The organism is Flavonifractor porci (genome assembly GCF_037572415.1).
Classification (GTDB): Bacteria; Bacillota; Clostridia; order Oscillospirales; family Oscillospiraceae; genus Flavonifractor; species Flavonifractor porci.
Window position 1 is genome coordinate 108,075 of record NZ_JBBHLB010000006.1, and the last position, 25,538, is coordinate 133,612.

The 25,538-nt window shown below is 62.9% G+C and carries 30 protein-coding genes and 2 riboswitches; of the genes, 9 read left to right on the top strand and 21 right to left on the bottom strand.

The genetic code is table 11. The features are described from left to right. The first annotated feature begins 30 nt into the window (after positions 1 to 30). Entirely contained in the window at positions 31 to 597 is a 567-nt protein-coding gene (locus tag WHJ28_RS07275) for an FUSC family protein (protein WP_340041116.1), read from the top strand. A gap of 43 nt (positions 598 to 640) precedes the next feature. Here the strand turns inward: WHJ28_RS07275 and WHJ28_RS07280 are convergent, their stop codons facing one another. Both WHJ28_RS07280 and mtaB read right to left on the bottom strand, forming a co-directional pair. Continuing rightward, positions 641 to 2,041, bottom strand: coding sequence for a S41 family peptidase (locus tag WHJ28_RS07280; protein WP_340041118.1), 1,401 nt, complete (start codon positions 2,039 to 2,041; stop codon positions 641 to 643). A gap of 1 nt (position 2,042) precedes the next feature. After that, the gene (gene mtaB / locus WHJ28_RS07285) at positions 2,043 to 3,326 is read right to left on the bottom strand and encodes a tRNA (N(6)-L-threonylcarbamoyladenosine(37)-C(2))-methylthiotransferase MtaB (RefSeq protein ID WP_340041120.1); all 1,284 of its coding nucleotides are present in this window, start codon (positions 3,324 to 3,326) and stop codon (positions 2,043 to 2,045) included. Between the two features lie 405 nt (positions 3,327 to 3,731). Here mtaB and WHJ28_RS07290 point away from each other — a divergent pair, with 405 nt between their 5' ends. Continuing rightward, positions 3,732 to 3,965 (top strand): HPr family phosphocarrier protein, encoded by a 234-nt coding sequence (locus WHJ28_RS07290; RefSeq protein ID WP_087189457.1) that lies wholly within the window; start codon positions 3,732 to 3,734, stop codon positions 3,963 to 3,965. A gap of 44 nt (positions 3,966 to 4,009) precedes the next feature. Here WHJ28_RS07290 and WHJ28_RS07295 read toward each other — a convergent pair whose 3' ends face one another. After that, complete coding sequence (locus WHJ28_RS07295) at positions 4,010 to 4,627, bottom strand: TatD family nuclease-associated radical SAM protein (RefSeq protein ID WP_340041126.1); 618 nt, start codon at positions 4,625 to 4,627, stop codon at positions 4,010 to 4,012. A gap of 41 nt (positions 4,628 to 4,668) precedes the next feature. Continuing rightward, a complete protein-coding gene (locus tag WHJ28_RS07300) occupies positions 4,669 to 5,472 on the bottom strand; it encodes a TatD family hydrolase (protein ID WP_340041128.1) in 804 nt (267 codons plus the stop codon). 58 nt (positions 5,473 to 5,530) lie between these two features. Then, positions 5,531 to 5,603, top strand: a riboswitch (Fluoride riboswitch). A gap of 162 nt (positions 5,604 to 5,765) precedes the next feature. Between WHJ28_RS07300 and WHJ28_RS07305 the strand changes: the two genes are divergently transcribed. Then, on the top strand, positions 5,766 to 6,947 hold the full coding sequence (locus WHJ28_RS07305) for a cation:proton antiporter (RefSeq protein ID WP_340041130.1): 1,182 nt from the start codon (positions 5,766 to 5,768) through the stop codon (positions 6,945 to 6,947). Between the two features lie 54 nt (positions 6,948 to 7,001). Here the strand turns inward: WHJ28_RS07305 and WHJ28_RS07310 are convergent, their stop codons facing one another. Together WHJ28_RS07310 and WHJ28_RS07315 are read right to left on the bottom strand one after the other, a co-directional pair. Next, complete coding sequence (locus WHJ28_RS07310) at positions 7,002 to 7,211, bottom strand: DUF896 domain-containing protein (protein ID WP_425461111.1); 210 nt, start codon at positions 7,209 to 7,211, stop codon at positions 7,002 to 7,004. Further along, positions 7,208 to 7,999, bottom strand: a complete 792-nt coding sequence (locus WHJ28_RS07315; RefSeq protein WP_340041132.1) for a YlmH family RNA-binding protein — start codon at positions 7,997 to 7,999, stop codon at positions 7,208 to 7,210. Before WHJ28_RS07315 ends, WHJ28_RS07310 begins: the two co-directional genes overlap by 4 nt. 115 nt (positions 8,000 to 8,114) lie before the next feature. On the opposite strand from WHJ28_RS07315, the gene WHJ28_RS07320 reads away from it, so the two are divergent. From WHJ28_RS07320 to WHJ28_RS07335, 4 genes are all read left to right on the top strand, one after another. Further along, the gene (locus WHJ28_RS07320; RefSeq protein ID WP_340041134.1) at positions 8,115 to 8,756 is read left to right on the top strand and encodes a hypothetical protein; all 642 of its coding nucleotides are present in this window, start codon (positions 8,115 to 8,117) and stop codon (positions 8,754 to 8,756) included. After that, positions 8,750 to 9,028: a DUF1294 domain-containing protein gene (locus WHJ28_RS07325; RefSeq protein WP_340041136.1), complete on the top strand. Its 279-nt coding sequence runs from the start codon at positions 8,750 to 8,752 to the stop codon at positions 9,026 to 9,028. The genes WHJ28_RS07320 and WHJ28_RS07325 overlap by 7 nt, the downstream gene beginning before the upstream one ends. 114 nt (positions 9,029 to 9,142) lie before the next feature. Further along, entirely contained in the window at positions 9,143 to 9,631 is a 489-nt protein-coding gene (locus WHJ28_RS07330) for an RNA polymerase sigma factor (protein WP_340041137.1), read from the top strand. Then, on the top strand, positions 9,628 to 10,698 hold the full coding sequence (locus WHJ28_RS07335) for a DUF4179 domain-containing protein (RefSeq protein WP_340041139.1): 1,071 nt from the start codon (positions 9,628 to 9,630) through the stop codon (positions 10,696 to 10,698). The genes WHJ28_RS07330 and WHJ28_RS07335 overlap by 4 nt, the downstream gene beginning before the upstream one ends. A 39-nt stretch (positions 10,699 to 10,737) precedes the next feature. Here WHJ28_RS07335 and obgE read toward each other — a convergent pair whose 3' ends face one another. The 10 genes from obgE to WHJ28_RS07385 form a co-directional block, all read right to left on the bottom strand. Next, on the bottom strand, positions 10,738 to 12,018 hold the full coding sequence (obgE, locus tag WHJ28_RS07340) for a GTPase ObgE (protein WP_340041141.1): 1,281 nt from the start codon (positions 12,016 to 12,018) through the stop codon (positions 10,738 to 10,740). A gap of 176 nt (positions 12,019 to 12,194) precedes the next feature. Next, complete coding sequence (gene rpmA / locus WHJ28_RS07345; protein ID WP_340041143.1) at positions 12,195 to 12,479, bottom strand: 50S ribosomal protein L27; 285 nt, start codon at positions 12,477 to 12,479, stop codon at positions 12,195 to 12,197. Positions 12,480 to 12,528: 49 nt separating this feature from the next. Further along, complete coding sequence (locus WHJ28_RS07350; protein ID WP_087188874.1) at positions 12,529 to 12,861, bottom strand: ribosomal-processing cysteine protease Prp; 333 nt, start codon at positions 12,859 to 12,861, stop codon at positions 12,529 to 12,531. A 1-nt stretch (position 12,862) separates the two neighbouring features. Continuing rightward, the gene (rplU, locus tag WHJ28_RS07355; protein ID WP_191434387.1) at positions 12,863 to 13,174 is read right to left on the bottom strand and encodes a 50S ribosomal protein L21; all 312 of its coding nucleotides are present in this window, start codon (positions 13,172 to 13,174) and stop codon (positions 12,863 to 12,865) included. A 144-nt stretch (positions 13,175 to 13,318) separates the two neighbouring features. Then, positions 13,319 to 14,341 carry a putative glycoside hydrolase gene (locus WHJ28_RS07360; RefSeq protein WP_340041148.1) on the bottom strand — a complete coding sequence of 341 codons (1,023 nt, stop codon included), beginning with the start codon at positions 14,339 to 14,341 and terminating at the stop codon, positions 13,319 to 13,321. 36 nt (positions 14,342 to 14,377) lie between these two features. Then, positions 14,378 to 14,815 carry a MarR family winged helix-turn-helix transcriptional regulator gene (locus WHJ28_RS07365; RefSeq protein ID WP_340041150.1) on the bottom strand — a complete coding sequence of 146 codons (438 nt, stop codon included), beginning with the start codon at positions 14,813 to 14,815 and terminating at the stop codon, positions 14,378 to 14,380. A 42-nt stretch (positions 14,816 to 14,857) separates the two neighbouring features. Continuing rightward, positions 14,858 to 15,472, bottom strand: coding sequence for an S-layer homology domain-containing protein (locus tag WHJ28_RS07370; RefSeq protein ID WP_340041152.1), 615 nt, complete (start codon positions 15,470 to 15,472; stop codon positions 14,858 to 14,860). 130 nt (positions 15,473 to 15,602) lie between these two features. Further along, positions 15,603 to 15,872, bottom strand: coding sequence for a pro-sigmaK processing inhibitor BofA family protein (locus WHJ28_RS07375; RefSeq protein ID WP_340041156.1), 270 nt, complete (start codon positions 15,870 to 15,872; stop codon positions 15,603 to 15,605). A 53-nt stretch (positions 15,873 to 15,925) separates the two neighbouring features. After that, positions 15,926 to 16,180 carry a DUF2508 family protein gene (locus WHJ28_RS07380; RefSeq protein ID WP_340041158.1) on the bottom strand — a complete coding sequence of 85 codons (255 nt, stop codon included), beginning with the start codon at positions 16,178 to 16,180 and terminating at the stop codon, positions 15,926 to 15,928. Between the two features lie 306 nt (positions 16,181 to 16,486). After that, a complete protein-coding gene (locus tag WHJ28_RS07385) occupies positions 16,487 to 19,117 on the bottom strand; it encodes a cation-translocating P-type ATPase (RefSeq protein WP_340041160.1) in 2,631 nt (876 codons plus the stop codon). A 322-nt stretch (positions 19,118 to 19,439) separates the two neighbouring features. Between WHJ28_RS07385 and WHJ28_RS07390 the strand changes: the two genes are divergently transcribed. Both WHJ28_RS07390 and WHJ28_RS07395 read left to right on the top strand, forming a co-directional pair. Then, entirely contained in the window at positions 19,440 to 19,886 is a 447-nt protein-coding gene (locus WHJ28_RS07390) for a hypothetical protein (RefSeq protein WP_340041162.1), read from the top strand. Beyond that, the gene (locus WHJ28_RS07395) at positions 19,879 to 20,631 is read left to right on the top strand and encodes a 4Fe-4S binding protein (RefSeq protein WP_340041164.1); all 753 of its coding nucleotides are present in this window, start codon (positions 19,879 to 19,881) and stop codon (positions 20,629 to 20,631) included. Before WHJ28_RS07390 ends, WHJ28_RS07395 begins: the two co-directional genes overlap by 8 nt. Before the next feature lie 71 nt (positions 20,632 to 20,702). On the opposite strand, the gene WHJ28_RS07400 is transcribed toward WHJ28_RS07395, so the two are convergent. The 5 genes from WHJ28_RS07400 to vanG all read right to left on the bottom strand — a co-directional run bounded on the left by WHJ28_RS07400 (position 20,703) and on the right by vanG (position 25,018). After that, a complete protein-coding gene (locus tag WHJ28_RS07400) occupies positions 20,703 to 21,455 on the bottom strand; it encodes a stalk domain-containing protein (RefSeq protein ID WP_340041166.1) in 753 nt (250 codons plus the stop codon). Positions 21,456 to 21,632: 177 nt separating this feature from the next. Then, positions 21,633 to 22,766 (bottom strand): serine racemase VanT catalytic subunit, encoded by a 1,134-nt coding sequence (gene vanT / locus WHJ28_RS07405; RefSeq protein WP_340041168.1) that lies wholly within the window; start codon positions 22,764 to 22,766, stop codon positions 21,633 to 21,635. Then, positions 22,763 to 23,230 (bottom strand): LbetaH domain-containing protein, encoded by a 468-nt coding sequence (locus WHJ28_RS07410; protein WP_340041170.1) that lies wholly within the window; start codon positions 23,228 to 23,230, stop codon positions 22,763 to 22,765. The genes vanT and WHJ28_RS07410 overlap by 4 nt, the downstream gene beginning before the upstream one ends. Positions 23,231 to 23,234: 4 nt before the next feature. Then, positions 23,235 to 23,984 (bottom strand): D-alanyl-D-alanine carboxypeptidase family protein, encoded by a 750-nt coding sequence (locus tag WHJ28_RS07415; protein ID WP_340041172.1) that lies wholly within the window; start codon positions 23,982 to 23,984, stop codon positions 23,235 to 23,237. Continuing rightward, positions 23,981 to 25,018 (bottom strand): D-alanine--D-serine ligase VanG, encoded by a 1,038-nt coding sequence (gene vanG / locus WHJ28_RS07420; RefSeq protein ID WP_340041173.1) that lies wholly within the window; start codon positions 25,016 to 25,018, stop codon positions 23,981 to 23,983. Before vanG ends, WHJ28_RS07415 begins: the two co-directional genes overlap by 4 nt. 326 nt (positions 25,019 to 25,344) lie before the next feature. Further along, positions 25,345 to 25,535: riboswitch (cobalamin riboswitch) on the top strand. Positions 25,536 to 25,538 lie beyond the last annotated feature (3 nt).

Genomic DNA, 25,538 nt, shown 5'->3' on the forward strand with positions numbered 1-25,538 from the left:
AAAATCATACATCAGGAGTGTGACCTCACCATGAAAGACGTGCCCGCCTCCGGCTCCGCCACCACATCCCATCATCTGCACCTGCACGTGGGCCTGCGCAACCTGAAAACCGCCCTCTCCGCTGCTCTGTGCGCCCTCATCTACTTCGTCTTCCTGGACAACCGCAACCCCACCTTCGCCTGTATCGGCGCCATCTTCGGCATGGGGGCCAACATGGACCACTCCAAGCTCCACGGCGGCAACCGCCTGTTCGGCACCATCATCGGCGGCTTTCTGGGGATGGGCCTGTTCCGCATCTATCTGATCTTCTACCCCGACGGGGAGAACCGGCTGCTGCTGGTGCCCCTTTTGTTTGTGGGGGTGGTCATCCTGATCCTGCTGTCCCAGACCTTCTGGGTGGGAGCGGTGCAGCCCGGCGGCGTGGTGCTGTGCATCGTCCTGTTCAACACCCCGGTGGACACCTATGTGTCCTACGCCCTCAACCGGATGTTTGACACCGGCGTGGGGGTGGCCATGTCCCTGCTTATCAACTGGCTCCTCCCCCGGGAGCGGCTGGAGCCCTGGGTGGAGAAGCTCAAGGCAAAGCTTCATCGGTAGGATCACTCTGCCGGGCGGCCAATGGCCGCCCGGTTTTTGTCCGCTACTTCAGGCCGTAGTAGTCGCACAGGCGGGCCGCCGCGTCCAGGGCGTCCGGCGGGTTGACCCACAGGTCAGGCAGATAGCCCATGCCGTCCCGGTTGTTCAGTGTCTCACAAAAGCTCAGACCGGTACCAAAGAAAATCGGAATGCCGGTATTGGGAAGATAAACTTCACAGTTGTTGGACACTAGGTCACAGCCGCTGCTTGGGGCGCCTATTGCCAGCACATTTTCCATCGTATGGAAATATTTTACCGCCGTCTCTCCGGAAGAAGCGGTCCCCTTATCCGTCAGCAGGAGCGCCACGCTCTCCCTCGGCACCCATGTCCCCTGCTTCTCCGATATTCCCCAGGTCCCCATCCTGTCTGCCGGGTAGGAAATCGTCCGGCAGGACAGCTGGCTGTATCGATGCCCATAGGCACACTTGGGTTCAGCTTGCTGTTCAGCAAAGCCCTCAAACCAATTCATGATCCATCTGTCGCTGCCGCCGGGGTTGGCCCGCACATCAAAGATCAGCACCGGCTCATGGGCATACTCCCCGCCGCAGGCGGCAAACCGCTCCAGCTGGGCCTCCTGCTCCGGCGTGCTGGCGTACATCTGAGTAGATTGCAGCACAGGGATATCTTGATAGGAATATTCCGTAAATACCTCACTTCCACGCGTCGACCGCTCCGCCTGGGTCCAGTCCAGGTCATAGTCCCCCAGGGTGTGGGGCAGGTCGGTCCCATCGTGGCTCAGGGCATAAAAGCCATAACAGATCTGTCCCTCCGGGCCAATGGTGGGCTTCACATAGTCCGGGTCCAGCCCTTCCGCTTCGGAGAGATACAGACCGGGCACATAGTACAGATAGACCCGATACGGTTCAATGAGAGACTGTCCGCCGATGGTAAAATGCCCGTCCCGGACCACGGGGGTCAGGGCGTCCACCAGAATATCCTGAACGGTCCTGCTCAGCAGGATTTTCCCATCCGCCGCCTCCTGCTTGATTTGTGCCAGCGCCTGCTCCTCCAGCGGGCCGAACACCTCGTCGCCGCCGAAATACTCGTAGGCTCCATAGGTGGTGCGCAGAAGGGTAAAAAAAGCCCCGATATCCTCCTGGGCAGTCTCTAGCGTCAGCGGCTCCGCCAGATCGTGGGGCGTCAGGAGAATGTCCATTTCCTCCTCCGTATAGGTGTCGTTCTGCTCGGTGAAATCGGGCGTCCAGGCGCTGATATCCAGAGCAGCCTCCCCTTCAATGACCGCCTTGCGGCGGGCGTTGACCTCCTCCAGAAAGGCGTCAAAGTCCAGCCCGGCCACGGGGGTGGGATCAGGCTCCGGGGTGGGCGAGGGAGAGGGCTTCGGCACGGGCGTGCAGCCGGCCAGCAGAGCCAGGGCCAGGGCCAGGGGCAGCAGGCGCGTTTTCATCTTATCCCCTTCCTTTCAAGCCGTCCTGATAAACCTCAAGAATTTCCACATCTTTCATCACATTGTGTAATCCCTCACCAGGCGCGAACACCTCGGTGTAGTTGGGGGCGTGGCCCCGCCACAGGCCGTCCTTCTCCTCCTCGAAGAGCACCGGCAGGGTCTGGCCCACCCAGCCCTCCAGCCAGGCCTGGTGCAGCCCACGGGCCACCTCGCCCGCCCGGTGGGCCCGGTCCTCCTTCACCGCATTGGAGCACTGGCCGGCCATGGCGGCGGCAGGGGTACCGGTGCGGCGGGAGTAGGGGAAGATATGCATGGCGGAGAAGGCGCACTTTTTGATAAAATCCAGGGTCTCCTGAAACTCCTCCTCGGTCTCCCCGGGAAAGCCCACGATGAGATCGGTGGTGATGCCGGGGCGGTCAAAGTATTCCCGCAGTAATCTGACGCTCTCATAATACCGAGCGGTATCATATTTCCGGTTCATCCGCTTCAAAACGCTGTCGCACCCCGACTGCATGGACAGATGGAAGTGGGGGCACAGGTTGGGGATGGCGGCCCCCCGGCGGCAGAACTCCTCCGTGATGGTGCGGGGCTCCAGAGAGCCCAGCCGCACCCGGCAGTCCGGGGCGGCGGCGCACACCGCCTCGATGAGGTCCATCAGCTCCGGCCTGCCCTCCAGGTCCCGCCCCCAGGAGGAGATCTCAATGCCGGTGAGCACGATCTCCCGGTATCCCTCCGCCGCCAGCTTGGCGGCCTCGGCGGCGGCCTGGTCCAGAGTCAGGGAGCGGATGGGCCCCCGGGCATAGGGGATAATGCAGTAGGTACAGAAGTTGACGCAGCCGTCCTCCACCTTCAGCATGGCCCGGGTGCGGCCCTCCAGGCCGCCGGCGGGCAAGTGCTCATAGGTGCGGCGGCGGAGGGCGTCGTCCACGTCCACCACCTGGCCCCCGTCGGGACTCAGGGCCTCCAGCCGGTCCACAAAACCCATGCGGTCGTTGGTGCCCATCACCAGGTCCACCTCCAGGGCCTCCACCGCCTCGGGGTCGGTCTGGGCGTAGCAGCCGCACACCGCCACGATGGCGTGGGGGGCACGTTTGCGGGCCTGCCGGATCATCTGGCGGGATTTTTTATCGCTCACCGCCGTGACGGTACAGGTGTTGATGATATAGGCGTCGGCCTCCCCGTCAAAGGGCACCAGGGTGTGGCCCCGGCGGGTGAGCTCGGCCTCCATGGCCTGGGTCTCGTACTGGTTCACCTTGCAGCCCAGGGTATAGATCGCTGTACGCATACGCTTTCCTCTCTTTACAGGCGTTTTCCTGTTGAAAAATGTCCGACTTGCCAGTATAATAAACAGGACAGAGTTTTGACATCCCCTATTATAATGCGTACTGAACAAAGCCACAAGCCTTGAAAACCAAGGTTTTCAAGGCCAAATGGCTTTGTTCAAGTGCAAGGATTTTGGACGATCCGGTCCAAAAAACCTCGCACTTTCCGTTGGTGCGTTGAGACACGCCAACGGAAATACGCATTGTAACAATGGCTGAATTTCATAAAAACGGCCACTTCAAGCTGTTTTTATGAAATTGCGCGGCTACCTCCGCGCAAATAAACCGCATCGCGGTTTATTCGGCAGACATTATTATACGGAATTCCGGTTTGATTGCAAGGATAATATTCGTTCAGGAGGTGCCCCATGTCTGAATTCCAGGTTTCTCTGGCCTCCATCGAGGAGGTCCGCCAGTTTGTCAACGCCGCCACCCGCTCCCCCTGCGAGGTGGATATTCTGTCCGGCCGCTATGTGGTGGACGGCAAGTCCATCATGGGGCTGTTCTCCCTGGACCTGTCCCACCCGGTGACGGTCCGCCTCCACGGCAGCGACGGCGACCAGGCCGCTTTCCGTCAGGCGGTAGACGCCTTTGTCAAGTGAAGTAAAACAGCTGGGGCGCTGCTGTTGCAGCGCCCCAGCTGTTTTTAATCCTCAATGTAGGCCCGGATGCGGAGGGTGACCCCCAGCTCCTCCGTAATGACCCGGCAGCGGTCGATCTCCGCCTGGGTCTTGTCCTTGTCCACAATGGTCATCACCACGTGGGGCACATGGGCCTTGGCCTTCCTGGCGAAGTCCAGCATGGCCTCCCAGGCCTTGACCCCGTCTCTGGGCTGGGTGACGGCGCAGTACTCCTCCGGCGTGGAGCCGTTGAGGGAGATGGACACAGTGTCGATGCGGCCGGACAGCTCCGGGGTCACGTCCCGGCCCAAAATCAGGTTGGCGTGGCCGTTGGTGTTGATGCGGATGGGCGGCAGGTTGGACACCTGCTCCTTCAGCTGGTCCACCAGCCACAGAATGTCGTCGGTGCGGTACATGGGCTCGCCGAAGCCGCAGAACACCAGCTCCCGGTACTTGGCGTAGTCCCGGGCCAGCAGGTCGTCCAGAGCCTCCTGCCGGGTGGGCTCGTGGTCCAGCCACAGATCGTCGGCGTAGATGGAGCCTTTGTGGCCGTTGTGCCGCAGGCAGAACACGCACCGGCAGTCGCACCGGTTGGTCAGGTTCACATAGAGGGCGCCTTCGTACTCATAGGAAATGGTCATCATGGTACATTACCTCCATATCAATGGGCGGCCTGGGGCCGTCCTTATGCGATTCCAAAAAAGCGCTTTCCGTTCTCCAGTGTGATGCGGAGGACCTCCTCGGTGGTCAGCCCCTTCAGCTGGGCCACCGTCTGGGCCATCAGGGGGATGAGAGAGGAATCACACCGGCGGCCCCGGTAGGGCTCGGGGGCCATGTAGGGGGCGTCGGTCTCCAGCATGATCCGGTCCATGGGCAGCCAGCTTATCACCTCAGGGGCCCGGCGGGCGTTCTTGAAGGTGATATTGCCGGTGAAGGAGAGCATCCACCCCTTGTCCACCAGCACCTTGGCGTCCTCCATGCTGCCGGCGTAGCAGTGGAACACACCCCGGGCATTGGGATGGGCACGGACCATATCCACACAGTCCTTGTGGGCGTCCCGGTCGTGGACGATGGCGGGCAGGTCCAGCTCCTCCGCCAGGGAGAGCTGGGCATCGAAAAAGTCCCGGGAGTTGGCCCGGTCCTCTGGGGTCTTGACCCAGTAGTAGTCCAGGCCGATCTCACCAACCGCCACACATTTTTTGTGGGCGCACAGGGCACGGATCTCATCCAGCTGGTCCATGGTCACGCCCTCCAGGTTCTCCGGATGGAACCCGGCGGCAAAGTAGAGGTAGTCCCAGCGCTCGGCCAGGGCCATGGACTGCCGGGAGGACTCCAGGTCACAGCCGGGGCACACCACCAGGTCCACCCCCTTGTCCGGCAGCTGGGCCAGCAGGGTGTCCCGGTCGGCGTCAAAGGCGTCGTCGTAGTAGTGGGCGTGGGTATCGAAGATCATAAGGGCCTCCTGTGGGTTCGGTTTTGCTCTATCCATATTATCATACTCCCTTTTCCCATGGTTGACAAGGGGATCAGCCTGTGGTATACTGCCACAGAAATACGGGGATGAGGTCCGCCCGGGGCATTTGCCCGAACCGCCGTTTGGCTGATGACTTCTGCAATTTATTGCAGGGGGCATTGGCTTTTTTGTTGTGCAAAAACGCAACAAAAAAGAGAAATGTGCCATTTCCTCGCCCCGTTAAGGCCTCCGGAAATGATGCACAATCCTTCCTGTGCGGCAATGCCGCGCAGGAAGGGCGACGCCCTCTGGGAAGGATGATGTGTGTTATGTTGACAAGTTTAGGTTTCGTGCTGCTGCTGGGCCTGGTGCTGGGCACGCTGGCCGTCAGGCTGCGGCTGCCCTCCCTGGTGGGGATGCTGCTGGCGGGCATTCTGCTGGGGCCCTATGTCCTCAATCTGCTTTCCCCATCCTTACTTGGCATCTCCCCCGATCTGCGGCAGCTGGCCCTGGTCATTATTCTCACCCGGGCGGGTCTGAGCCTGGATGTGGACGATCTGCGCCGGGCAGGACGGCCTGCCATTCTCATGTGCTTCCTGCCCGCCGCCTTTGAGGTGCTGGGCATGGTGGTGCTGGCCCCCCGGCTGCTGGGGGTAAGCACCCTGGACGCCGCCATCATGGGGGCCGTGGTGGGAGCCGTGTCCCCCGCCGTCATCGTGCCCCGGATGCTGCGCCTGATGGAGGAGGGCTACGGCACCTCCAAGGGCATCCCCCAGATGGTGCTGGCGGGAGCCTCGGTGGACGACGTGTTCGTCATCGTCCTCTTTACCTCCTTCACCGGCATGGCCCAGGGCGGCTCTTTCTCCCCCGCCGCTCTGGCCGGAGTGCCCGTGTCCATCGTGCTGGGTGCGGCCTTCGGCCTGCTCATCGGCTTTGTGCTGGCCAGGTTCTTTGCCCGGTTCCATATGCGGGACTCGGTAAAGGTGGTCATTCTGCTGGCGCTGGCCTTCCTGCTGGTGGCCCTGGAGGACGCGGTGGAAGCCTGGGTACCCTTCTCCGGTCTGCTGGCGGTGCTGGGGGCCGGTCTGGGCCTGCGGCGCTGGCGGCTGGTGGTGGCCCAGCGGCTCACCGCCAAATTCGGCAAGCTGTGGGTGGCCGCTGAGATCATGCTCTTCGTGCTGGTGGGCGCCGAGGTGGACCTGAAGTACGCCGCCGCCGCCGGTCTGGCCGCCGTGGCCACAGTGCTGGGAGTGCTGTGCTTCCGGGCTCTGGGTGTGCTGCTGTGCATGGCGGGCAGCCGCCTCAACAAAAAGGAGCGGGTCTTTACGGTACTGGCCTATCTGCCCAAGGCCACCGTTCAGGCCGCCATCGGCGGCGTACCCCTGGCCATGGGCCTGGGGTGCGGGCAGATCGTACTCACTGTGGCGGTCATCGCCATCCTGATCACCGCGCCTCTGGGCGCCTTCGCCATCGACTTCTCCTACAAGAAGCTGCTTTCAAAAGAAACGTAGGGGCGACCTTTATGGTCGCCCGCAAAAAACGCCTGCCGATTGGCAGGCGTTTTTTCAGGGCTTCTTTCCCAGCTTGTGCTTGGTGCCGTCGGGCTCCACGATATAGGTGTTCTCCAGCTGGGCCACCAGACTCTCCCGGTAGGCGGCCACATACTCCTGCCGCAGCAGGTCCCGCTCCACCATCTCCTCGGGGGTCAGGCCCTCTTCGCTCTTGGCCTTCTTGGCCAGCTCGTTGATACGGGCAATCTTTTTCTCGTCGATCATAGATATCGCTCCAATAAAATCATGATTCGCCCTTTTTTGGACGGGCCGCCCACCTCTTTCAGGACACATTTCCCCAGCCCCCGGCAGCTCATCACGTCCCCCGCCTCCACGGGGCGGTCTGGCTTGAGGCACTCCCGATGGTTGAGCTGGAATTTTCCCGATGCAATGAGATCCGCCGCCTTGCCCCGGGACAGGGAAAACCCGGCGGCGGCCACCGCGTCCAGCCGCAGGGAGCTGACGGTGTCCCGAATAGGCTTCACCTTCACCTCCGGGGGCTTCAGATCGGCCAGGTCCATGGGGGCTGTCTTGAGGCGCACCCGTCCAGCCTGGTGCAGGTTCATGGCCAGAAAGTCGGCCACGTCCTCCAGGGCCAGGATGTGGCACTCCCCGTCCCCCACCAGCAGGTCCCCGATCTTCTCCCGGTCCAGACCAAGGCCCAGGATGGAGCCCAGAAAGTCCCGGTGGCTCAGGGTGCCACCCGACCAGGTGCATCGGACGGCCTTGATGGGGCAGTCGCTCGACCGCCACACGTCCTCCTCCTGCCAGTCGGGGAGGAAGGCGCACACCGTCCGCTCCGCCCCCTCAAACCCGCCGTAGAACAGGTGCCGGGGATGGCCGCAGGCATGGAGCAGGTTTTCCACACTCACCCGCTCCTGTGGGGATAAAAAGCCGGTGTGGCCGGGCACCGACCGGGTACGGGCCAGCTCCAGCTTGTCCATGGCCCGGGCCAGCAGCAGCCGCTCCTCCCCGTCCCGGGCCAGCTTGTTCAGCAGTTCGGTCTTGGTCATATCCTTCCTCCTGTTGTTCTCTACAGGATAACACAGTTTTTCTCCCCTGGCAACTGCCGCCGCCTTGACAGAAATGCTATACTGTTAATAATCGTTGCAAAAAGGGGGTGGGCGGATGCCCATATTTATTCTTCATCCGGAGCGGCTGGACCTGACCGGCCCCGACGGAACGGTGTTCCACGGGGCGGATCAGGACTGGTTTCCCGATCTCTGGCAGCAGCGGGCGGGGTGCGGCCCCAACACCGCAGCCCTCATCTTCCACTATCTTGCCCAGCAGCGGCCCGAGTTTTCCCCATTGCGGGCCAAAATGGGGAAAGACCGGGCGGGCTTTCTGGAGCATATGTGCCGGGTGTGGGCGTACATCACCCCCCGGAGCCACGGCCTCAACCGGCCGGAGTACATGGTGGAGGGCATGACGGACTACGGCGCTGCCGTGGGGGTACCTCTGGCCCCCTCCCTCTTTGCCTTCCCCACCCCCCGCACCAAGCGCCCCCCCTGGGAACAGCTGCGCGCCTTTGTGACCGCCAGTCTGGAGGCCGACTGTCCTGTGGCCTTTCTCAACCTGGACAACGGCAAGGTCAAGCAGCTCCACCGCTGGCACTGGGTGACCCTCATCGGTCTGGACGGCGACACCGCCTCCATTGTGGACAACGGCGAGGCCTTCACCATGGACCTGCACCTGTGGTATAACACCACCAAGACCCGGGGCGGCTTCGTGTCCGCCCTGGGCGCCGGAGAGGAGTTTGCCTCATGCTGAAGTGGATCGCGCTGTGGGTGCTCTTCTGGAGCATCCTGGACTTTGTCCTCATGGGTGTGGATAAGCGGAAGGCCAAAAAGCACCGCTGGCGGGTACCGGAAAAGACCTTTTTCCTCATCGCCCTGGTGGGGGGCTCCCCCGGGGCGGTTCTGGGTATGTATACCTTTCGCCACAAGACCCGCCACTGGTACTTCAAGTGGGGCCTGCCCGCCATCCTGGTGGCCCAGGTCGCTCTGGGCGGGTGGGTGTACTGGTACTTCTTTTGCTCTTGAAAATGCGGAAGCGATCAGCTTCCGCATTTTTTTGCCCAAATGAAGAATCCGGCGTTTCCCAATCGTATTGTGGGTGAAAGCGCTTTTCAATCCCACGGAAAGGACGTGACAGCCATGCCACCCATACCGGACCGGGCGGAGGCCCAGCGGCTGGTGGATACCTATTCCGACCTGATCCTCCGGCTGAGCTACACCTATCTGGGCAGCACCGCCGACGCCCAGGACATCTGCCAGACCGTCTTTCTCAAACTGCTCCAGGCCCCTTGGGCCTTTGACAGCACGGAGCATGAGCGGGCCTGGATCATCCGCACCGCCGTCAACCTGTGCAAGGACCACCTGAAAAGCCGGTGGCGGCGCACTACGGTAGCCCTGGACGCTGCGGAGCACATACCCGCCCCCCAACCGGAGGAAGGCACCCTGCTGGCGGCTCTGGACCTGCTGCCCCCCAAATACCGCACGGTCATCTACCTCTATTACTACGAGGGCTACTCCGCCAGGGAGATCGCCGCCCTGTTGGGGGAAAAGCCGGCCACCATTTTCACCCGGCTGGACCGGGGGCGGCAGAAGCTGCGGACCTATCTGGAACAGGAGGAACTGACATGAAGCAGTATAAAGATACCATGGACGAGCTCCGTTTCACCCCGGAGCAGAAAGCCCATATGGTGGACCGGCTGATGGAGTCCGCCGCCTCTACACGCCGTCCCCACAGCTTCCGCCGGGTGGCGGTAGTGGGGGTGGCCGCCGCCCTGGTCCTCAGCGTGGGGGTAGCGGGGGCCACCGGCGCACTGGGGGAGGTGGGGGCGCGCTTCTCCGCCCTCTTCGGGCCCGCTACCCAGACCGAGGTCATTGACCAGATCGGCTACCCCATCGGCGCTTCGGCCACCAACCACGGCATCACCATCACCGCCGACGCCATTGTAGGGGACACCTACTCCTACGCCATTGTCTACTCTATCTCCCGGGAGGACGGGCAGCCCCTGGTGAGCCAGGAGACACTGGCCGGCAGCGAGGCATATGAGGGCCGCCTGCCCCTCTCCTTTGAGGACTACGACCTGCGGCCCACCGGCCCCCTGGCCTTCCTGTCCTCCGGAGGCGGCGGTGGCTTCTCCCACTTCTATGACGCCGACCCCGCCGACAACGCCATCCAGTTTGTGACCTTCTGGACCTCCGACACCCCCATCCGCTCGGGCAAGATGAGCACCACCTTCCGGGGCCTCTATGACACCACCGAGAGCTATGCCAACAAGACCCTGCTGGCGGAGGGCCCCTGGACCCTGGACTTTACCATGGACTTTGAGGACTCCTCCATCGCCCTCCCCGCCGGGCAGGCGATCCAGGTGGGAGGCATGAACGCCACCCTGGACCGCATTACCCTCTCCCCCCTGTCCATCATGGTGGAGTACACCGTCCATCAGGAGGTGCCGGAGGCGGAGCGGAAAAACGGCCAGGTGGACAAAGCCACCGACCCCTACGCCTCCTTCCGGGACCTGCCTGTGATCCTCACCTACACCGACGGCTCCACCCTGGAGATCAAGAGCGCCAATACCAGTGCCAGCTCGGGCGGCGGCCGGACCAAATGCACCAAGGGCCTGATCTTTGACACCATCCGTCCCCTGGATGAGGTGACCTCGGTCACTGTGGGGGATGTGGTCATTCCAGTCTCCCAGTAAAACAAAAGCAGGGCCCGCCATATGGCGGGCCCTGCTTCTTTATCGCTGGTACTCGAACTCCAGGTTGTACAGGGACACGATATCCCCATCCTTGATGCCCATCTCCTCCAGCCGGTCGAAGAGGCCGGACTGGCGGAGCATCTTGTCAAACCAGTTGCGGGACTCGTAGTCGCCGAAGTTGACGTTGGCCATGAGCCGCTGGAGCCAGGGACCCTCCACGATCCAGGTATCGTCCTCGTGGATGATGTTGAGGGGCTCGGAGGTATCCACCTCCGGGGGCCGCTCCACATAGGTGGGCTCGTACACCATAATGGGGGGCAGGTGCTCCAGCTCCCGGGCGGCGGCAAACATCAGCTCCCGGGTGCCCAGCTGGGCGGCGGCGGAGATCTCATAGAAAGGCATACCCAGCCCCTCCACATAGGCCTTCAGAGCCTCCAGACCGGTGCGGTCGGCGGCGATGTCCACCTTGTTGCCCGCCACGATCATGGGCCGGGAGGCCAGATCGGGGCCGTACTGCTTCAGCTCCTCCTGGATGGCCTTAAAATCCTCCACCGGGTCACGGCCCTCGCAGCCGGACACGTCCACCACGTGGATGAGCAGCCGGCAGCGGTCGATGTGCCGCAAAAAGTCGTGGCCCAGACCGGCGCCGTCGGAGGCGCCCTCAATGATGCCGGGGATGTCGGCCAGCACAAAGGACACGCCCTCGTCCACATAGACCACGCCCAGGTTGGGGAAGAGGGTGGTAAAGTGGTAGTTGGCGATCTTGGGCCGGGCCTTGGACACCACGGAGAGCAGGGTGGACTTGCCCACGTTGGGGAAGCCCACAAGGCCCACGTCGGCCAGCAGCTTCAGCTCCAGGATGACCTGCCGGTCCTGACCGGGCAGGCCCGCCTTGGCGAAGCGGGGCACCTGACGGGTGGGGGTGGCAAAGTGCTTGTTGCCCCAGCCGCCGTTGCCGCCCCTGGCCAGCACGAAGCGGTCGGTCTCCGACATATCGCAGATGATCTCATTGGTCTCGGCGTCCCGGACCACGGTGCCCCGGGGCACCTTGATGACCAGGTCCTCCCCGTCCTTGCCGGAGCAGCGCTTGCCCTGGCCGTCCATGCCGTTGCCCGCCACATACTTGCGCTTGTAGCGGAAGTCCATCAGGGTGGACATATGGGGGTTGATCTCCAGGATCACATTGCCCCCCCGGCCGCCGTCGCCGCCGTCGGGACCGCCGGCGGCCACGTACTTCTCCCGGTGGAAGGCCACCGCGCCGTTGCCGCCATTGCCCGCCTTGACGGTGATGCGGGCGGTATCTACAAAGGGTGCTGCCATAAAAACCTCCTTGCCAAGGGGTGATTTGTCTCGTAGGGGCGACCCTTGTGGTCGCCCGGCCGTTCCCCTCATCCGTCTGGCCTTGCGGCCAGCCACCTTCCCCCAGGGGAAGGTAATAGAAAAAAGCCCCGGAACGGGAGTCCGTCCGGGGCTTAGTGTACCCATATTGCGGGCAATTACTGGGCGATCTCCACAATAGAGACCTGCTTGCGGTCCTTGCCCAGGCGCTCAAACTTCACGCGGCCGCTCTTGAGGGCGAACAGGGTGTCGTCGCTGCCCTTGCCCACGTTGACGCCGGGATGGATATGGGTGCCCCGCTGGCGGACCAGGATGTTGCCGGCCAGAACGAACTGACCGTCGCCCCGCTTCACGCCCAGACGCTTGGACTCGGAATCGCGGCCGTTACGGGTGGAGCCCACGCCCTTTTTATGGGCGAAGAACTGAAGACCGATGTTCAGCATGGTGTCACACCTCCAAACTTGTGTGTTAAAAAGTCGCCGTACGGAGAGGTCAATCCTCCTCCAGTACGAGAATATTTTCGGGATACTCCTCGTGCAGGCTGGTAAAGTGGACCATGAGGGCGGTCAGAAGGGTCTGACAGGTGCTCTCGCTGGTCTGGCTCAGCCCGCCGGGGATGCGCAGGGAGATGGATGCGTCGTGCTCCTTCACCTTTACGGTGGCCCCCAGGCCCAGCACGTCATTGACGGCGCACTCGGTCAGGCGGACGGCACTGGTGACGGCGGCGCATACGATATCGCTCCCCGCTTCGGCGTAACCGCTGTGGCCCTTCACAGTGAAGCCCACGATGCGGTCCCCCTCCATGTGAAAAGAGACGGTAGTCATCTTACAGGGAGATGGCGCCGATGGTCACCTTGGTGTAGGGCTGACGATGGCCCTGGCGCTTGCGGTAACCCTTCTTGGGCTTGTACTTGAAGACCATGATCTTCTTGCCCTTGCCGTTCTTCACCACGGAAGCAGCCACCTTGGCGCCCTCCACCACGGGAGTGCCCACGGTGATCTTCTCGCCGTCGATGACAGCCAGCACCTTGTCAAAGGTCACGTTGTCGCCAGCCTCGTTGGGCAGCTTCTCGATGAAGAGGGTATCGCCCTCAGCCACCTTATACTGCTTACCGCCGGTCTCGATGATTGCGTGCATTACGTTTTCAACTCCTTCATTACGGGCTCGCTGTCGGGGGCGGAAGTACAGCTTCACTTGTAAACCCATTCAAAGCGGCTGTAATATTGTATCAGCGCATTTTTTAAAAGTCAAGCATTTTTCAACTTTTTTGCGGCTTTTTTGTCAGCTCAGCAGGGCCCAGCTGCCGGTATCCGTCCCCTGGGTCACGATAGGCACGATCTCCAGCCCGTCGACAGCAGGGACGGTCTCCCCCTCAGGCACCTGCACATAGACCCGGTCGGCGTACTGCTTGAGCAGGTCCAGGGTGAGGCCGCTGCCGTCGGAGCCGCCGGTCAGCACCGTCAGGCTGGTCACCACCGATACCTTCATATCAGGATACTGGGCCAACGTCTGGTCCAGGGTCTGGAAGAAGGCCTCCATGGTCTGGGTCAGGGTATTGGGATCGTAGTTGCTGTCGCTCTTGATATAGCTGACGGTGCCCCGGGTGGGATAGCCGCAGTTGTCCAGCAGCAGCTCGTCAAAGCCCAGCCCGGCCAGCTCGCCGCACACCTGGGCCACATAGCTCCTCACCGATTCCACCGCCGGGCTGCTCCAGCGGAGGCTCTCGTCGTCCCGCCAGTTGCCTGAATTGCTGTGGATGCCCAGGGCCCGGTCGTTCCAGGGCAGGGCGTTGTCCCGGAAGCAGGAGATCCGGGCCACGGTGTACAGCTCTCCTCCGTTAAGAGTCTGGATGGCCTCATTGATGCCCTCCTGGTCCGACGAGGTACCCAAAGTGGTCTGGGACTGATAGCCCAGGGTGCCGTCCGGCGCCTTCATGGAGAAGATGGCGGCGGTGCCGCCGGCAGCCTCCAGCTGGGTCTGGGCGGTACCGTCGGTGAGGGCGGCGGCGGACAGCTGCACCCCCCGGAAGTCCAGTTCCGGCTCAGGCGTGGGGGACGGAGTGGGCTCCGGTGTGGTGATCTGGATGGGAACGGTACCCACCGGCGGGTCAGGCTCGGTCTGGCCGCCGCCGAAGAAGGGCAGCTCCAGCCGCACGCCGTCGGCGGAATACCGGATATAGGGTTCCAGGAAAAAGAGCGCCGCCACCGACAGCACCAGCAGCACCAGCAGTACGCCGATGAGCACTTTCAGCGCATTACGTCCCCGGCTGCGCCCATGGTAGGATTCATAACCATTCCGCCTCACGGCAGGACACCTCACTCTTTCCTCTCAGATCAGGGATCACTTTCCCTTTTCCTCTACCTGGCTCAGCGCCTCGTCCAGCTTCTGGAGGGCCGCAGCCACCAGCTTCCGGTCCTCCTCCGGCATATTCCCCATCAGGGCGGTAAAGTAGCTGTTCACATCGGTGACCGCCTTGTCCCGCAGCGCGGCGTACTTCTCGGTGGCGCTGACGTAGATCACCCGGCGGTCGGTCTCGCTGCGCTGGCGCTTGGCCAGCCCCAACTTCTCCAGCCGGTCCACAATGCCGGACACCGTGCTGTTGGCACTGCCGGTGCGCTCAGCCAGAGTGCTGATGGGCACCGGCCCGTCCTCCCCCAGTACGGTAAGTACCATGGCCTGGGGAAAGGTCAGATCCATCCGTCCAAAGTGGCTGCGAAACTGCTGGGACATATGCTGGGTCACCCGCAGATAGGATATGAACAGATTGCTTTGTTCCATGTTGGGCGTTCTCCTTTCTCTTGCCCGTGCCGCAAGGGGCCGTCAGCCCATGGCCTGGGTATTCATCCGTTGTAAAATCACCGCAAGCTGGGCCCGGGTGGTGGTACTCTTGGGGGAGAGTTTGCCGCCGTCTCCTTCCATCCAGCCCATACCGATGGCATGGGACATACCTTCCTTTGCCCAGGAGGCCACCTGATTGGCGTCGCTGTAGAGGTTCAGGGCGCCCTCCGCCATCGTATGGCCCTTATACGCGTCATAGCGGCTGAGCATCACCGCCAGTTCCTGCCGGGTCACCACGCCGTCGCTGAAGGTGCCCTTGTCGGTGCCGTTGATGATGCGGGCCTCACAGGCCCAGTCGGCGGCAATGCCGTACCAGCTGTTAATCTGCACATCGGGGAAATGGCCCCGCCACACCGGGGTGGGCTCCCCCTCCATCCGCCACAGCACCATGGCTACGGTAGAGCGGGTCACCGTGGCGTTGGGAGAAAACAGGGTATCGGACACACCGGTCATCCACCCCTGTTCCACCGACTCCTTCACCGCCGATTCATACCAGGCTCCGGTGGGCACGTCGGTAAAATTCGCCGCGGAGGCGGGCAGCGCCAGACCGGCGCATAAAGTCAGGGCGCAGGTGAGCGCCGCAAGTCGTCTTTTCAAATGGGTCCACTCCTTATCATTGAGTGCTACTTATTTTACGATACGGATTTTAAAAAATTGTGAACACAAAAGGACCCATTTATAAATAATTCCGCAAAAAGGACGCCGCACCTCCGGGCGGCGTCCTTTTTTACACAGCCAGCATCCACTCCAGGGCCGCCAGCAGGCCGAATCCGGGCAGGCCCAGCAGCCCCAGCACCAGGGCGTTGGTCAGATTGACCCCCAGCTGGAGGCCCAGGATGCCTCCGGCCCAGCGCAGGAGCCACAGCACCCCCAGCCCCACCCCTGTCCGGGCCGCCAGACGGCCCAGCCAGCTCAGGGGCTTACGCAGCACTGCCAGCAGCAGCACCAAAAACAATCCCCCCGCCACCCAGGGCAGGGCATTGAGCAGCGGTTCCACCGCCGCCACCTCCTTTCTGTGTGCCAGAACCTTGGTGGCGGGGCGGACCCCTCTTATCCGGTGCGGACGGTCTGCCCGCCCTCCAGTTCCTTAACCTGGCGCAGCAGGTAGGTGTACCGGGACTGGAGGGCATTGATCTCAAAGACATAGGATTCGATGAGATCCGGGTCACAGGCGTCATTGAAGCCCTGATAGGCCTGGGCGATGAGGGCCCTGGTCTGGTTCAGTCCCTCCAGCAGGACCCGGCGGGTCCCCTCCCGCTCGCTCTCCCGCCGGCGCAGACTGAAGCGCTTGGTGGCTTCCGGCATACGATCCTCCTCCTTGCTCCGGGCTTTCCGGTTTTATCCTATGTCCAGTTTGGGCAATTATGTCCTGTTCTATACCGTTTTTTTCCTGTATTTCAGGCCGCCATTGGGGCATACTGATGTTGGACCGGATGACCGCTGGTTCTTGCATCTCCTTTTAAGCCGGTGCCGGGTGAGCTCACCCTCTGGCGAAAGGCGAAAGGAGCAGAATCAAACGAACTCCGATCCTGTAAGGGGCGCGGTGGAAACACTGCGCCCCGGTTTTATGCGTAAAAAAGGCGCGCCCTGCGGGCGCGCCTTTTTTTGCAATTAGTCCTTGCCCTTTTTCAGGCCGGCAATGACCTTGACGATCTGGATCACCAGCGTGGGCAGGAAGGCCAGGCCCACCATCTCGCCCAGATTCATCAGGCCGAAGGCGGGGGAGACCATAAAGAGGCTGGTGAGACCGGGGGTGAAGAGCACCAGCATCAGCAGCACCACGCCGGCGAAGAAGGCGGCGATGGAGGCCTTGTTGGTGGAGAACTTCAGCCGGAAGATGGACTCGCTGCCCCTGCAGTTGAAGCCGTGGAACAGCCGGGCCAGGGTGAGGGTGGAGAAAGCCATGGTGGAGGCCAGAGCCGCGTCCCCGTTCTGGTAGCCCAGGTAGAAGGCGATCATGGTGACGACGGCGATGAGCAGGCCCTGTCCGCCGATGCGGGTGAGCAGAGGCTTGTTCAGGATGGGCTCCTTGGGATCTCTGGGCTTCTGGTCCAGCAGGCCCTTGCGGGCGGGCTCCATGCCAATGGCGATGGCGGGCAGGGAGTCGGTGAGCAGGTTGATAAACAGCAGATGCACCGGCTGGAAGGGCACCGGCAGGGCCATCAGGGAAGCGTACAGCACACAGAAGATGCCGGCGGTGTTGCCGCTGAGCAGGAACTGGATGGCGTTTTTGATGTTGGCGTACACGCTGCGGCCGTTGACCACCGCACGGACGATGGTGGCAAAGTTATCGTCGGCCAGGATCATGGAGGCGGCGTCCTTGGACACCTCGGTGCCGGTAATGCCCATGGCCACGCCGATGTCCGCCTTCTTCAGGGCGGGGGCGTCGTTGACGCCGTCGCCGGTCATGGACACGATGTTGCCCCGGCGCTGCCAGGCGTTGACGATGCGGATCTTATGCTCGGGGGACACCCGGGCATAGACCGAGATCTTGGCCAGCCGCTGGTCCAGGTCGGCGTCGCTCATCTGGTCCAGCTCCAGGCCGGACACCGCCTCGTCCCCATCCTGGAAGATACCCAGCTGGCGGGCAATGGCGGAGGCGGTAACCTTGTGGTCGCCGGTGATCATGATGGTGCGAATGCCGCCCCGCTTGGCGTCGGCCACCGCCTGGATGGCCTCGGGCCGAGGCGGGTCGATCATGGAGATAAGGCCGATGAAGGTGAAGTCCTTCTCATCCTCCAGGGTGAGGGGCCGGACCGCATCCACCTCACGGTAGGCAAAGGCCAGCACCCGCAGGCCTTCCATGGACAGCTCCATGTTGACCCGGGCGATCTCCTCCTTGCGCTCGGGGGTCATTTCCACCTTGCCCTGCCGGGTGAGCAGCCACTTGGACCGGTCCAGCAGCACGTCGATGGCGCCCTTGGTAAAGAGGGTGGGGGTCCCGTCGATGTCGTGGAGGGTGCTCATCAGCTTGCGGTCGGAGTCAAAGGCCAGCTCGCCCAGCCGGGGATGCTGGGCGCGGTAACTCTCCTCGTCCACGCCGAACCTCTCGCCCAGCATCACCAGAGCCACCTCGGTGGGGTCGCCGATGGAGGCGCCGGTCTCCTGGTTGTTGGTGGCGTCGCTGGCCAGCAGGGCGGCCTTGAGGAGCAGCCGCTGCACATCGTTGACCAGCTCCAGGTCGTCGCCCTCCAGCAGGGAGCCGTCGGCATACACCTTCTGGGGGGTCATTTTATTCTGGGTCAGGGTGCCCGTCTTATCCGAGCAGATCACGGAGACGCTGCCCAGACTCTCCACCGCTTTCAGGTCCTTGATGATGGCGTTTTGTTTGGCCATCTTCTGGGTGCCCATGGCCAGCACGATGGTGACGATGGAGCTGAGGGCCTCGGGGATGGCGGCCACCGCCAGGGCCACGGCGAACATGAGGGAGTCCAGCACATCCATACCGGTGCGGAAGATGGACAGGGCAAACACCACGGCGCAGATGGCCATAATGACGATGGCCAGCTTGGCGGAGAAGTTGTCCAGGCTCTGCTGCAGGGGGGTCTTGCGCTGCTGGGTCTGGTTCATGAGGGCGGCGATCTTGCCCAGCTCGGTGTTCATGCCGGTGCCGGTGACCAGCACGGTGGCACGGCCGTAGGTCACCAGGGAGCCGGAGAACACCATGTTCTTCTGGTCGCCCAGGGCCACCTGGCCGGCGTCGATGACGTCGTCGGTCTTGTCCACGCCCTCGCTCTCGCCGGTGAGGGAGGACTCATTGACCTTGAGGGAGAAGTTCTCCAGCACGCGGCCGTCGGCCACCACCATGTCGCCGGCCTCCAGCAGCACGATGTCGCCGGGCACCACATCGGCGGAGGGGATCTCCACCCGCACGCCTCCCCGCAGCACCTTGGCGGTGGGGGAGGACATGGCCTTCAGGCTCTCCAGTGATTTTTCCGCCTTCAGATACTGGACGGTGCCCAGAATGGCGTTGAGGATGAGCACGGCAAAGATGACGATGGTGCTCTCCACATTCTCCGACACCGCGGAGATGATCGCCGCGATGACGAGGATGATGACCAGCAGGTCCTTAAATTGCTCGGCAAAGATCTGAATGGCGCTCTTCTTTTTTCCTTCGGACAGCTTGTTGGGACCATACTGTTCCCGCCGCCGGCCGGCCTCCTGATCGCTGAGGCCGGATATCCCGGCCTGCTGGGCTTCCAGCGCCTGCTGGGTGGTTTTCCGGTAATAAGCCTCTGTCATACCTTTCATTCCCTTACAGTTTACTTTCGGCGAAGAGCAAACAAAAAAGACCCTTCGCCAACCGCCGCGCATGACGACAGTTGTCGAAAAGTCTTGTTACCCAGAGGGTGCATACCGCCAGGTCACAGACCGTGGTGTTGACGGTATGGCTTTGAACTACTCCCTTTTCAACTGCGGCCATCATAGCACAGTTTGACCGGCAAGTCAATCTCATTTTGATAGGGTGTCCGAATTTTCCCATCCTATACCGGCCCATCGTTGACGGCGTGTGATCCGTCCGGTATAATCAATAAAAAAGGCACACTGGAAAGGAGCGTCCTCCATGAAGGGAAGTATCGTAAAATTCCTGCTCAAGGCCGCCTGGATCCTGGAGCTGATCATTGCCCTGTTTATTCTGGTGGTCACCGTGGTACAGATGGTGCTGACGGGAATGGACTCTCTGGACTATCTGACCCTGGGCCAGTTCAGCCTCAACGATTTCTTTGCCAATACCATGAACATCATCGTGGGCCTGGAGTTTGTAAAGATGCTCATCCTCCACACCCCCCGGGCAGTCACCGACGTGCTGCTCTTTGCCATTGCCCGGCAGCTGGTGGTGAGCCACTCCAGCTCCTTGGATACCCTGCTGGGGGTGGCGGCGGTGGCTCTGATCTTTATCATCAAAAAATTCCTGCTCAGCAGGGAGGACTCGGTCCCTCCCAAAGAAGTGATCAATCAATTTTCTCAGGAGATCGCAGCCCAAAAAGAGGAGGCAGCCCATCATGAATGACCCTCACTGGCTTTCTGCCGTATTCAGCCCCACCGGCGGCACCGCCGCCATCGCCAAGGCCATCACCGGCGGTCTTGGCCAGGTGGTGGATCTGTCCGCCCCCGCACCGGTCACGCCGGTGGCGGACAACACCGTGCTGCTGGCCGCCGCGCCGGTCTTCGGCGGGCGCATCCCCGCTGTGGCCCTGGAGCGGCTGGCCGCCCTCAGCGGCAGGGGCCCCGCCGTCGCCGTGGCGGTATACGGCAACCGGGACTATGAGGACGCCCTGCTGGAGCTGTCCGCCGCTCTGAAGGCGGGCGGCTTTCAGGTGATCGGCGCTGCGGCCTTTGTGGCTCAGCACTCCATTGCCCCCACCATTGCCCAGGGCCGTCCGGACCAGGCCGATCTGGAGGCTGCCGCCAGCTTCGGCCGTGCGGTGCTGGATAAACTGGCCGGACCCGCTCCCCTCGCCCCGGTGACTGTGCCGGGGAACACCCCCTACAAGGACTGGAAGGGGGTCCCCTTCCACCCCGCCGCCGGGGAGGGCTGCATCTCCTGCGGTCTGTGCGCCTCCCGCTGCCCGGTGGGCGCCATTCCGACAGGCAGCCCCAGGGAAACCGACCCGGAGCGGTGCATCACCTGTATGCGCTGCGTCTCCCTCTGCCCCCGTGGGGCCCGGACCATCCCCGCTCCCGCCCTCCAGGCCACTACCGCCATGCTGACAGAAAAGGCAGGCGTCCCCCGTCAGCCGGACTATTTCCTGTAACAGGTATCACTTTTGTGATGGAAAGGCCCCTCTGATGCCGACTGCATCAGAGGGGCCTTTTTCACCAACGCTCAGCCAGCGGAGGCTTTGGTGAAGGTCACGTTGTAGAAGTAGCCAACCCCGTTGCTGGTGTAGCCATCCACATCCCAGTTTTCAAAGGTGATGTACAGGTAGTCGCAGCCCCGGATATTGGTGTGGACAGATATGGGATCGTCGCCCGACTTGATCTCATAGCTGTCAATCAGGTTTTTGGTGCCGTACTGATCCACCGCATAGATGCACAGCTTTGTGGCCAGCTTATCCTCCAGCCTGGACTGCCCGGCCACAAGTTCCCCGTTGAGCTCGGTGTACAGGCCGTCCAGCTTGATGGTGTTGCCCCATTTATAACGGTTAAAGGGCATCTGGGTCTCCCCCAGCAGTTTAAACTGGGCCTCTTTCCCTGTATATGCCACGGATTCGGACGGCTTGTTGTAGACCTTCATATCCTCGGCCCGGACCACCTTGCCCGCGCCGGGCTTTGTGCCGATGTACACGCTCTCGGTCTTGGGGTCCCACTCCACCGGCTTGTCGGTGAGCATCCCGGTAAGGGCCCGGACAGGCAGGTAGGTGGTACCGGCGTAGATCAGGGGTTCCACCTCATTGCCGTTGACGTCGGTAGGCACCTGCAGCTTGCCGTCCACATAGAGGGAGATGCCGCCCATGGAGACGTTGATCTGCCGAAAGGCTGACAGCGCGTGGGCAGGCAGCCCGCTGCCGGCGATCACAGCGGCGACCAGCACGCCCGCGCCAAAACTTCTGATGCTGTTGTGGTTGAACTTTTTCATCTTTGTTTCCTCCTCAAATCATTCCTGGGTTTCCCTTGATGTTTCACCCCGACAGGGGGGCTTTTCTCCCCTTGCATCAGTAAGATACATCAGCCTGTCCTCCGGTTTTATTTTTTACAAAAAATTTTTCCGGCATAAAAAATCCATAAGAAATGCCCTCTGAACAGAGGGCATTTCTTATGGACAATATTGGATGGGCAAGCGGTTCCCCAGCCGGGAGAGCAGCTCGTTGGTGATGGTGCCGCACCGGGCGGCCACCTCCTCCGCCCGGATCTCCTCTCCGCCGTCCCGGCCAATGAGGGTGACCACGTCGCCGGGGCCAATCCGGGGTACGCCGGTCACGTCCACCAGCATCTGGTCCATACACATCCGCCCTGCCATCGGGCAGCGGACGCCCCGGACCAGCACTTCCCCGCCCGCCTGGGCCAGCATCCGGGGCAGGCCGTCGGCATAGCCCATGGTGACCACCGCCAGCTTGGTATCCTCCCTGGCCCGGAAGGCCAAGCCGTACCCGGCCCCCTCTCCGGCGGGCACGGTACGCAGGGCGGCCACCCGGGCCCGCAGGGACAGTGCGGGACGCAGGGCTGCGGAATCTGGCCGGTCCTCCTCCCGGCTGTACACGCCGTACAGGGCGATGCCCGCCCGGGCCCAGGCGCAGGGCTGGGGCGGCAAATTCAGGATGCCGTAGCTGGCCTGGATGTGGACGGCCCCCGGATCCAGACCGGCGGCGGCCATCCGGGCCACAGCCCCGTAGAACCGGTCCAGCTGGACCTGGGTGAAAGCCTGGTCCTCCGGGCTGGCGCTGTCCGACACACACAGGTGGGAAAAGGTGCCGGTAAACTTGAGGTTGGGCAGGACCCGGGTGCGGGCGATGGCCTCATGGTCCTCCGCCGGGATGCCCAGCCGGTGCATCCCGGTGTCCAGAGCCAGGTGGACCTCCAGGGGCGCCCCCACCGCCGACAGAGCTCTGCCGTGGGCCTCGTCGGCCACGCACTGGGTCAGCCCCCACCGGGTCAGTTCCGCCGCCTCCTCCGGCGGGGTGTAGCCCAGTACCAGGATCAGGCCCCCCACGCCCTGCCGCCGTAGGCTGATCCCCTCCGCCAGACAGGCCACCGCGAAGGCCTTCACCCCCTGCTCCTCCAGGCATCGGGCCACCGGCCCGGCCCCGTGGCCGTAGGCGTCCGCCTTGACCACCGCCATCAGCCTACAGCCGGGGCCCATTCGCCCCTGGAGCCAGGCGGCGTTGTGGGCCACGGCTCCCAGATCCACCTCCCGCCAGGCCCGGGCGGTTATTGCTCCCTCGTACTTCATACCCTCTGCTTCCTTTCCAAGATCCGGGGCGGCGGGGCCACCACGGTGCTGCCATCAGGGATGTCCCGACAGACCACCGCCCCCGCGCCGACGCGGACACCTCGCCCCACCCGGATGTCTCCCACCAGCACCGCCCCGGCGCCGATGAGGCAGTCCGGGCCGATCGCCGGGGCCTTTCCGTCCACCTCGCCGATGGTCACATTCTGATAGATCTTGCACCTTGCCCCCACCACCGCGTAGCGGGAAATAAATACCCCGTGGAGGCCGTGGGGGAGGACCGGCGGTGAGTCAAACTCCGCACCCGGTCCCACATAGCCCCCGTGGCGGTGGGCGCTGCGGCACATCAGGTAGGTGCACAGGCTCCGCACCAGCCGGTGCTTGGTTTTCCGCCGCAGCCGGTACAGCCGCCAGAACCAGCCCAGTCCATCCCCTCTGGACCGGGCAACCAGCCTGTCCTTTCCCATGTCCTCACCCCCCTGTGCTCCGCCAGGAGGCGGCCACCACGCCCCCGCAGTTGTCACCGGAGCACAGCAGCCCCTGCTGGCCCGCCAGCCGGAAGGGCTCCCCCACCCCGCCGGGGAGGTAGGTGACGGCGCACTCCCACTCCGCCGCGGCAAAGCGGAAGGGAGCCCCACCGGCTGGATAGTTCCGCAGCTCCTCCAGATACTCCTCCAGGGTCAGGTCCAGCCGGGCCATAATCTCCCCGTGGACCGGCCCCACATAGCGGAAGTGCCAGGGCTCATGGGCGATGCCTGTGACGGTCTCCCGCCCGGCGGGATAGCGCAGCACGAAGCCGTACCGGGGGGCTGCCAGCCGGAAGGCCCGGCACACTCCCTCGTCGGGAAAGTAGGGGCGGATGAAGTCCACGTTCTCCTGCCGCCGGCCCAGGTCGATGGCCAGACCGGTCTGGTGCTCACTGCAACCGGGCATGGCCACATAGCTTTGGGTAAAAGCCAGCCCCTCTTTGGCCAGGGTGTTGTCCCAGATGGCCTGCTGCTCCGCCCGGCTGCGCCAGCCGGACACGGGGAGGATACCCGACGTCCCCCCTACCGCCCGGAGGCAGGCCCTCAGGGCCGCCGCCGCCCGGCGTTCCAGCTGCACCCCGCCCTCCAGCTCCGCCAACTCCGGATTGGCCGGGGCCCGCAGGGGATGGGCGGCGTTGACCAAAATCAGCGGTCCGGTGGAGGTCAGGTCCCGGACCGTCCCCTCCCCCCTCACGGCTCCAGCCCCAGGGCAATGAGGCGGCTCACCAGGGCGGGAAAGTTCAGGCCGATCCCCTTCATCATATTGGGGTAGCGGCTGTGGGCGGTAAAGCCGGGGATGGTGTTGACCTCGTTGAAGTAGATCTCCCCCTCCGGGGTGAGGAACAGGTCCACCCGGGCAAACACCCGACAGTCCAGGGCCTGATAAATGATCCGGGCCGCCTCCTGGATGGCCGCCGCCTGCTCCGGCCGGATGCGGGCGGGACAGTGGATGGCGGAGGTCTTGAGGGTGTACTTCTCCTCGTAGTCAAAGAAGCCCTGGGACAGCTGGATCTCATCCACCAGCCCCACCGTCAGTTCCTCGTTGCCCAGCACGGCGCACCCCACCTCAAAGCCGGGCACCGCCTCCTCCAGTAGGGCCTCCCGGTCGTGCTTCAGTGCCTCCTTTACCGCCTCCACCAGGGCCTCCGGCCCGGTCACCCGGGTGATGCCGAAGGAGGAACCGGCCCGCACCGGCTTGACGAACAGGGGATAGCCCAGGTCCCGGGCCACCCTCTGGAGGTCGGCCTCCCGCCAGTTTCGGTCCACCACCGTCCCCCGGGGAACCTTCACCCCCGCCAGGGCGGCCAGCTTATGGGCCCGGTCCTTGTCCATGCACAGGGCGCTGGCCAGGGTACCGCAGCCGATCACCGGCACCCCCGCCAATTCCAGCAGGCCCTGGAGGGTGCCGTCCTCCCCATTTTTCCCGTGGAGCACCGGGAAGGCCCCGTCAAAATGAAGCCGCGTTCCGGTACCGTCCAGCAGCAGAAGCTCCCCCCGCCCCCGGTCCAGGGAGAGGGTGCAGGGGGTACAGCTTTCCTGCTGCCAGGTATCAGCCTCCATCCGGTCCAGAGGGCCGGTATAGTACAGCCACTGTCCCCAGCGGGTGATGCCCACCAGCAGGGGCGTATAGGCCTCCCGGTCCATATGGCTCACCACGGCATGGGCCGATTGCAGAGAAACGGCATACTCCGTGGAGCAGCCGCCGAAAAGTACCAGAATGGTTTTCATTGTAGATTCCTCCCAACAGGCAAAAACGCCTTGCTTTGATACCGATATGGTACCAAAGCAAGGCGTTTGATGTTTTTGCTTTTTCTTTCCCGCACCCTACAAGTTTCCAAACATTTCTTTCTATTTTCTTACAACAAGGCTCTCATCTCACCTCCCGCCCAGAGCCCCGGCAGCGTCCGAACGCCCTCAGGCAGGGCAAAGGCCAGTCGTCATCCTCCTTGCGGTTCATCCAGGCAAAGATCCTGAGCAGTTTGAAAGCTGCGGCATTTCAGGAAAAAAGTGCATTTTCTTGACAAAAAGCACGACATCCATTAGAATAGGGCCACAATCTATACTACCTTCCAAGTGTCCAGCTTCGGCTGGGTGAAAAGGGAATCGGGTGAAAGTCCCGAGCGATCCGGTCACTGTAAACGGGGAACAAACCGCAGCAGCCATTATCCCGCCCAAACGGGGGACGAGAAGGCGCGGTGCGTGTTGATCCGTAAGCCAGGAAACCTGCTTGGATAGGGGATAGGCATCT

Bases quoted from the DNA above. Each gene is read 5' to 3' on its own strand.
- WHJ28_RS07320 (WP_340041134.1), top strand. From the start codon at position 8,115: ATGCCCATATTTATTCTTCATCCGGAGCGGCTGGACCTGACCGGCCCC.
- WHJ28_RS07380 (WP_340041158.1), bottom strand. From the start codon at position 16,180: ATGCCGGAAGCCACCAAGCGCTTCAGTCTGCGCCGGCGGGAGAGCGAG.
- obgE (WP_340041141.1), bottom strand. From the start codon at position 12,018: ATGGCAGCACCCTTTGTAGATACCGCCCGCATCACCGTCAAGGCGGGC.
- WHJ28_RS07350 (WP_087188874.1), bottom strand. From the start codon at position 12,861: ATGACTACCGTCTCTTTTCACATGGAGGGGGACCGCATCGTGGGCTTC.
- WHJ28_RS07385 (WP_340041160.1), bottom strand. From the start codon at position 19,117: ATGACAGAGGCTTATTACCGGAAAACCACCCAGCAGGCGCTGGAAGCC.
- WHJ28_RS07335 (WP_340041139.1), top strand. From the start codon at position 9,628: ATGAAGCAGTATAAAGATACCATGGACGAGCTCCGTTTCACCCCGGAG.
- WHJ28_RS07410 (WP_340041170.1), bottom strand. From the start codon at position 23,230: ATGGGAAAGGACAGGCTGGTTGCCCGGTCCAGAGGGGATGGACTGGGC.
- WHJ28_RS07280 (WP_340041118.1), bottom strand. From the start codon at position 2,041: ATGAAAACGCGCCTGCTGCCCCTGGCCCTGGCCCTGGCTCTGCTGGCC.
- WHJ28_RS07275 (WP_340041116.1), top strand. From the start codon at position 31: ATGAAAGACGTGCCCGCCTCCGGCTCCGCCACCACATCCCATCATCTG.
- WHJ28_RS07290 (WP_087189457.1), top strand. From the start codon at position 3,732: ATGTCTGAATTCCAGGTTTCTCTGGCCTCCATCGAGGAGGTCCGCCAG.
- WHJ28_RS07310 (WP_425461111.1), bottom strand. From the start codon at position 7,211: ATGATCGACGAGAAAAAGATTGCCCGTATCAACGAGCTGGCCAAGAAG.
- WHJ28_RS07365 (WP_340041150.1), bottom strand. From the start codon at position 14,815: ATGGAACAAAGCAATCTGTTCATATCCTATCTGCGGGTGACCCAGCAT.
- WHJ28_RS07325 (WP_340041136.1), top strand. From the start codon at position 8,750: ATGCTGAAGTGGATCGCGCTGTGGGTGCTCTTCTGGAGCATCCTGGAC.
- WHJ28_RS07395 (WP_340041164.1), top strand. From the start codon at position 19,879: ATGAATGACCCTCACTGGCTTTCTGCCGTATTCAGCCCCACCGGCGGC.
- rplU (WP_191434387.1), bottom strand. From the start codon at position 13,174: ATGCACGCAATCATCGAGACCGGCGGTAAGCAGTATAAGGTGGCTGAG.
- vanT (WP_340041168.1), bottom strand. From the start codon at position 22,766: ATGAAGTACGAGGGAGCAATAACCGCCCGGGCCTGGCGGGAGGTGGAT.
- WHJ28_RS07295 (WP_340041126.1), bottom strand. From the start codon at position 4,627: ATGATGACCATTTCCTATGAGTACGAAGGCGCCCTCTATGTGAACCTG.
- WHJ28_RS07315 (WP_340041132.1), bottom strand. From the start codon at position 7,999: ATGACCAAGACCGAACTGCTGAACAAGCTGGCCCGGGACGGGGAGGAG.
- WHJ28_RS07305 (WP_340041130.1), top strand. From the start codon at position 5,766: ATGTTGACAAGTTTAGGTTTCGTGCTGCTGCTGGGCCTGGTGCTGGGC.
- mtaB (WP_340041120.1), bottom strand. From the start codon at position 3,326: ATGCGTACAGCGATCTATACCCTGGGCTGCAAGGTGAACCAGTACGAG.
- WHJ28_RS07330 (WP_340041137.1), top strand. From the start codon at position 9,143: ATGCCACCCATACCGGACCGGGCGGAGGCCCAGCGGCTGGTGGATACC.
- WHJ28_RS07400 (WP_340041166.1), bottom strand. From the start codon at position 21,455: ATGAAAAAGTTCAACCACAACAGCATCAGAAGTTTTGGCGCGGGCGTG.
- vanG (WP_340041173.1), bottom strand. From the start codon at position 25,018: ATGAAAACCATTCTGGTACTTTTCGGCGGCTGCTCCACGGAGTATGCC.
- WHJ28_RS07300 (WP_340041128.1), bottom strand. From the start codon at position 5,472: ATGGATAGAGCAAAACCGAACCCACAGGAGGCCCTTATGATCTTCGAT.
- WHJ28_RS07390 (WP_340041162.1), top strand. From the start codon at position 19,440: ATGAAGGGAAGTATCGTAAAATTCCTGCTCAAGGCCGCCTGGATCCTG.
- rpmA (WP_340041143.1), bottom strand. From the start codon at position 12,479: ATGCTGAACATCGGTCTTCAGTTCTTCGCCCATAAAAAGGGCGTGGGC.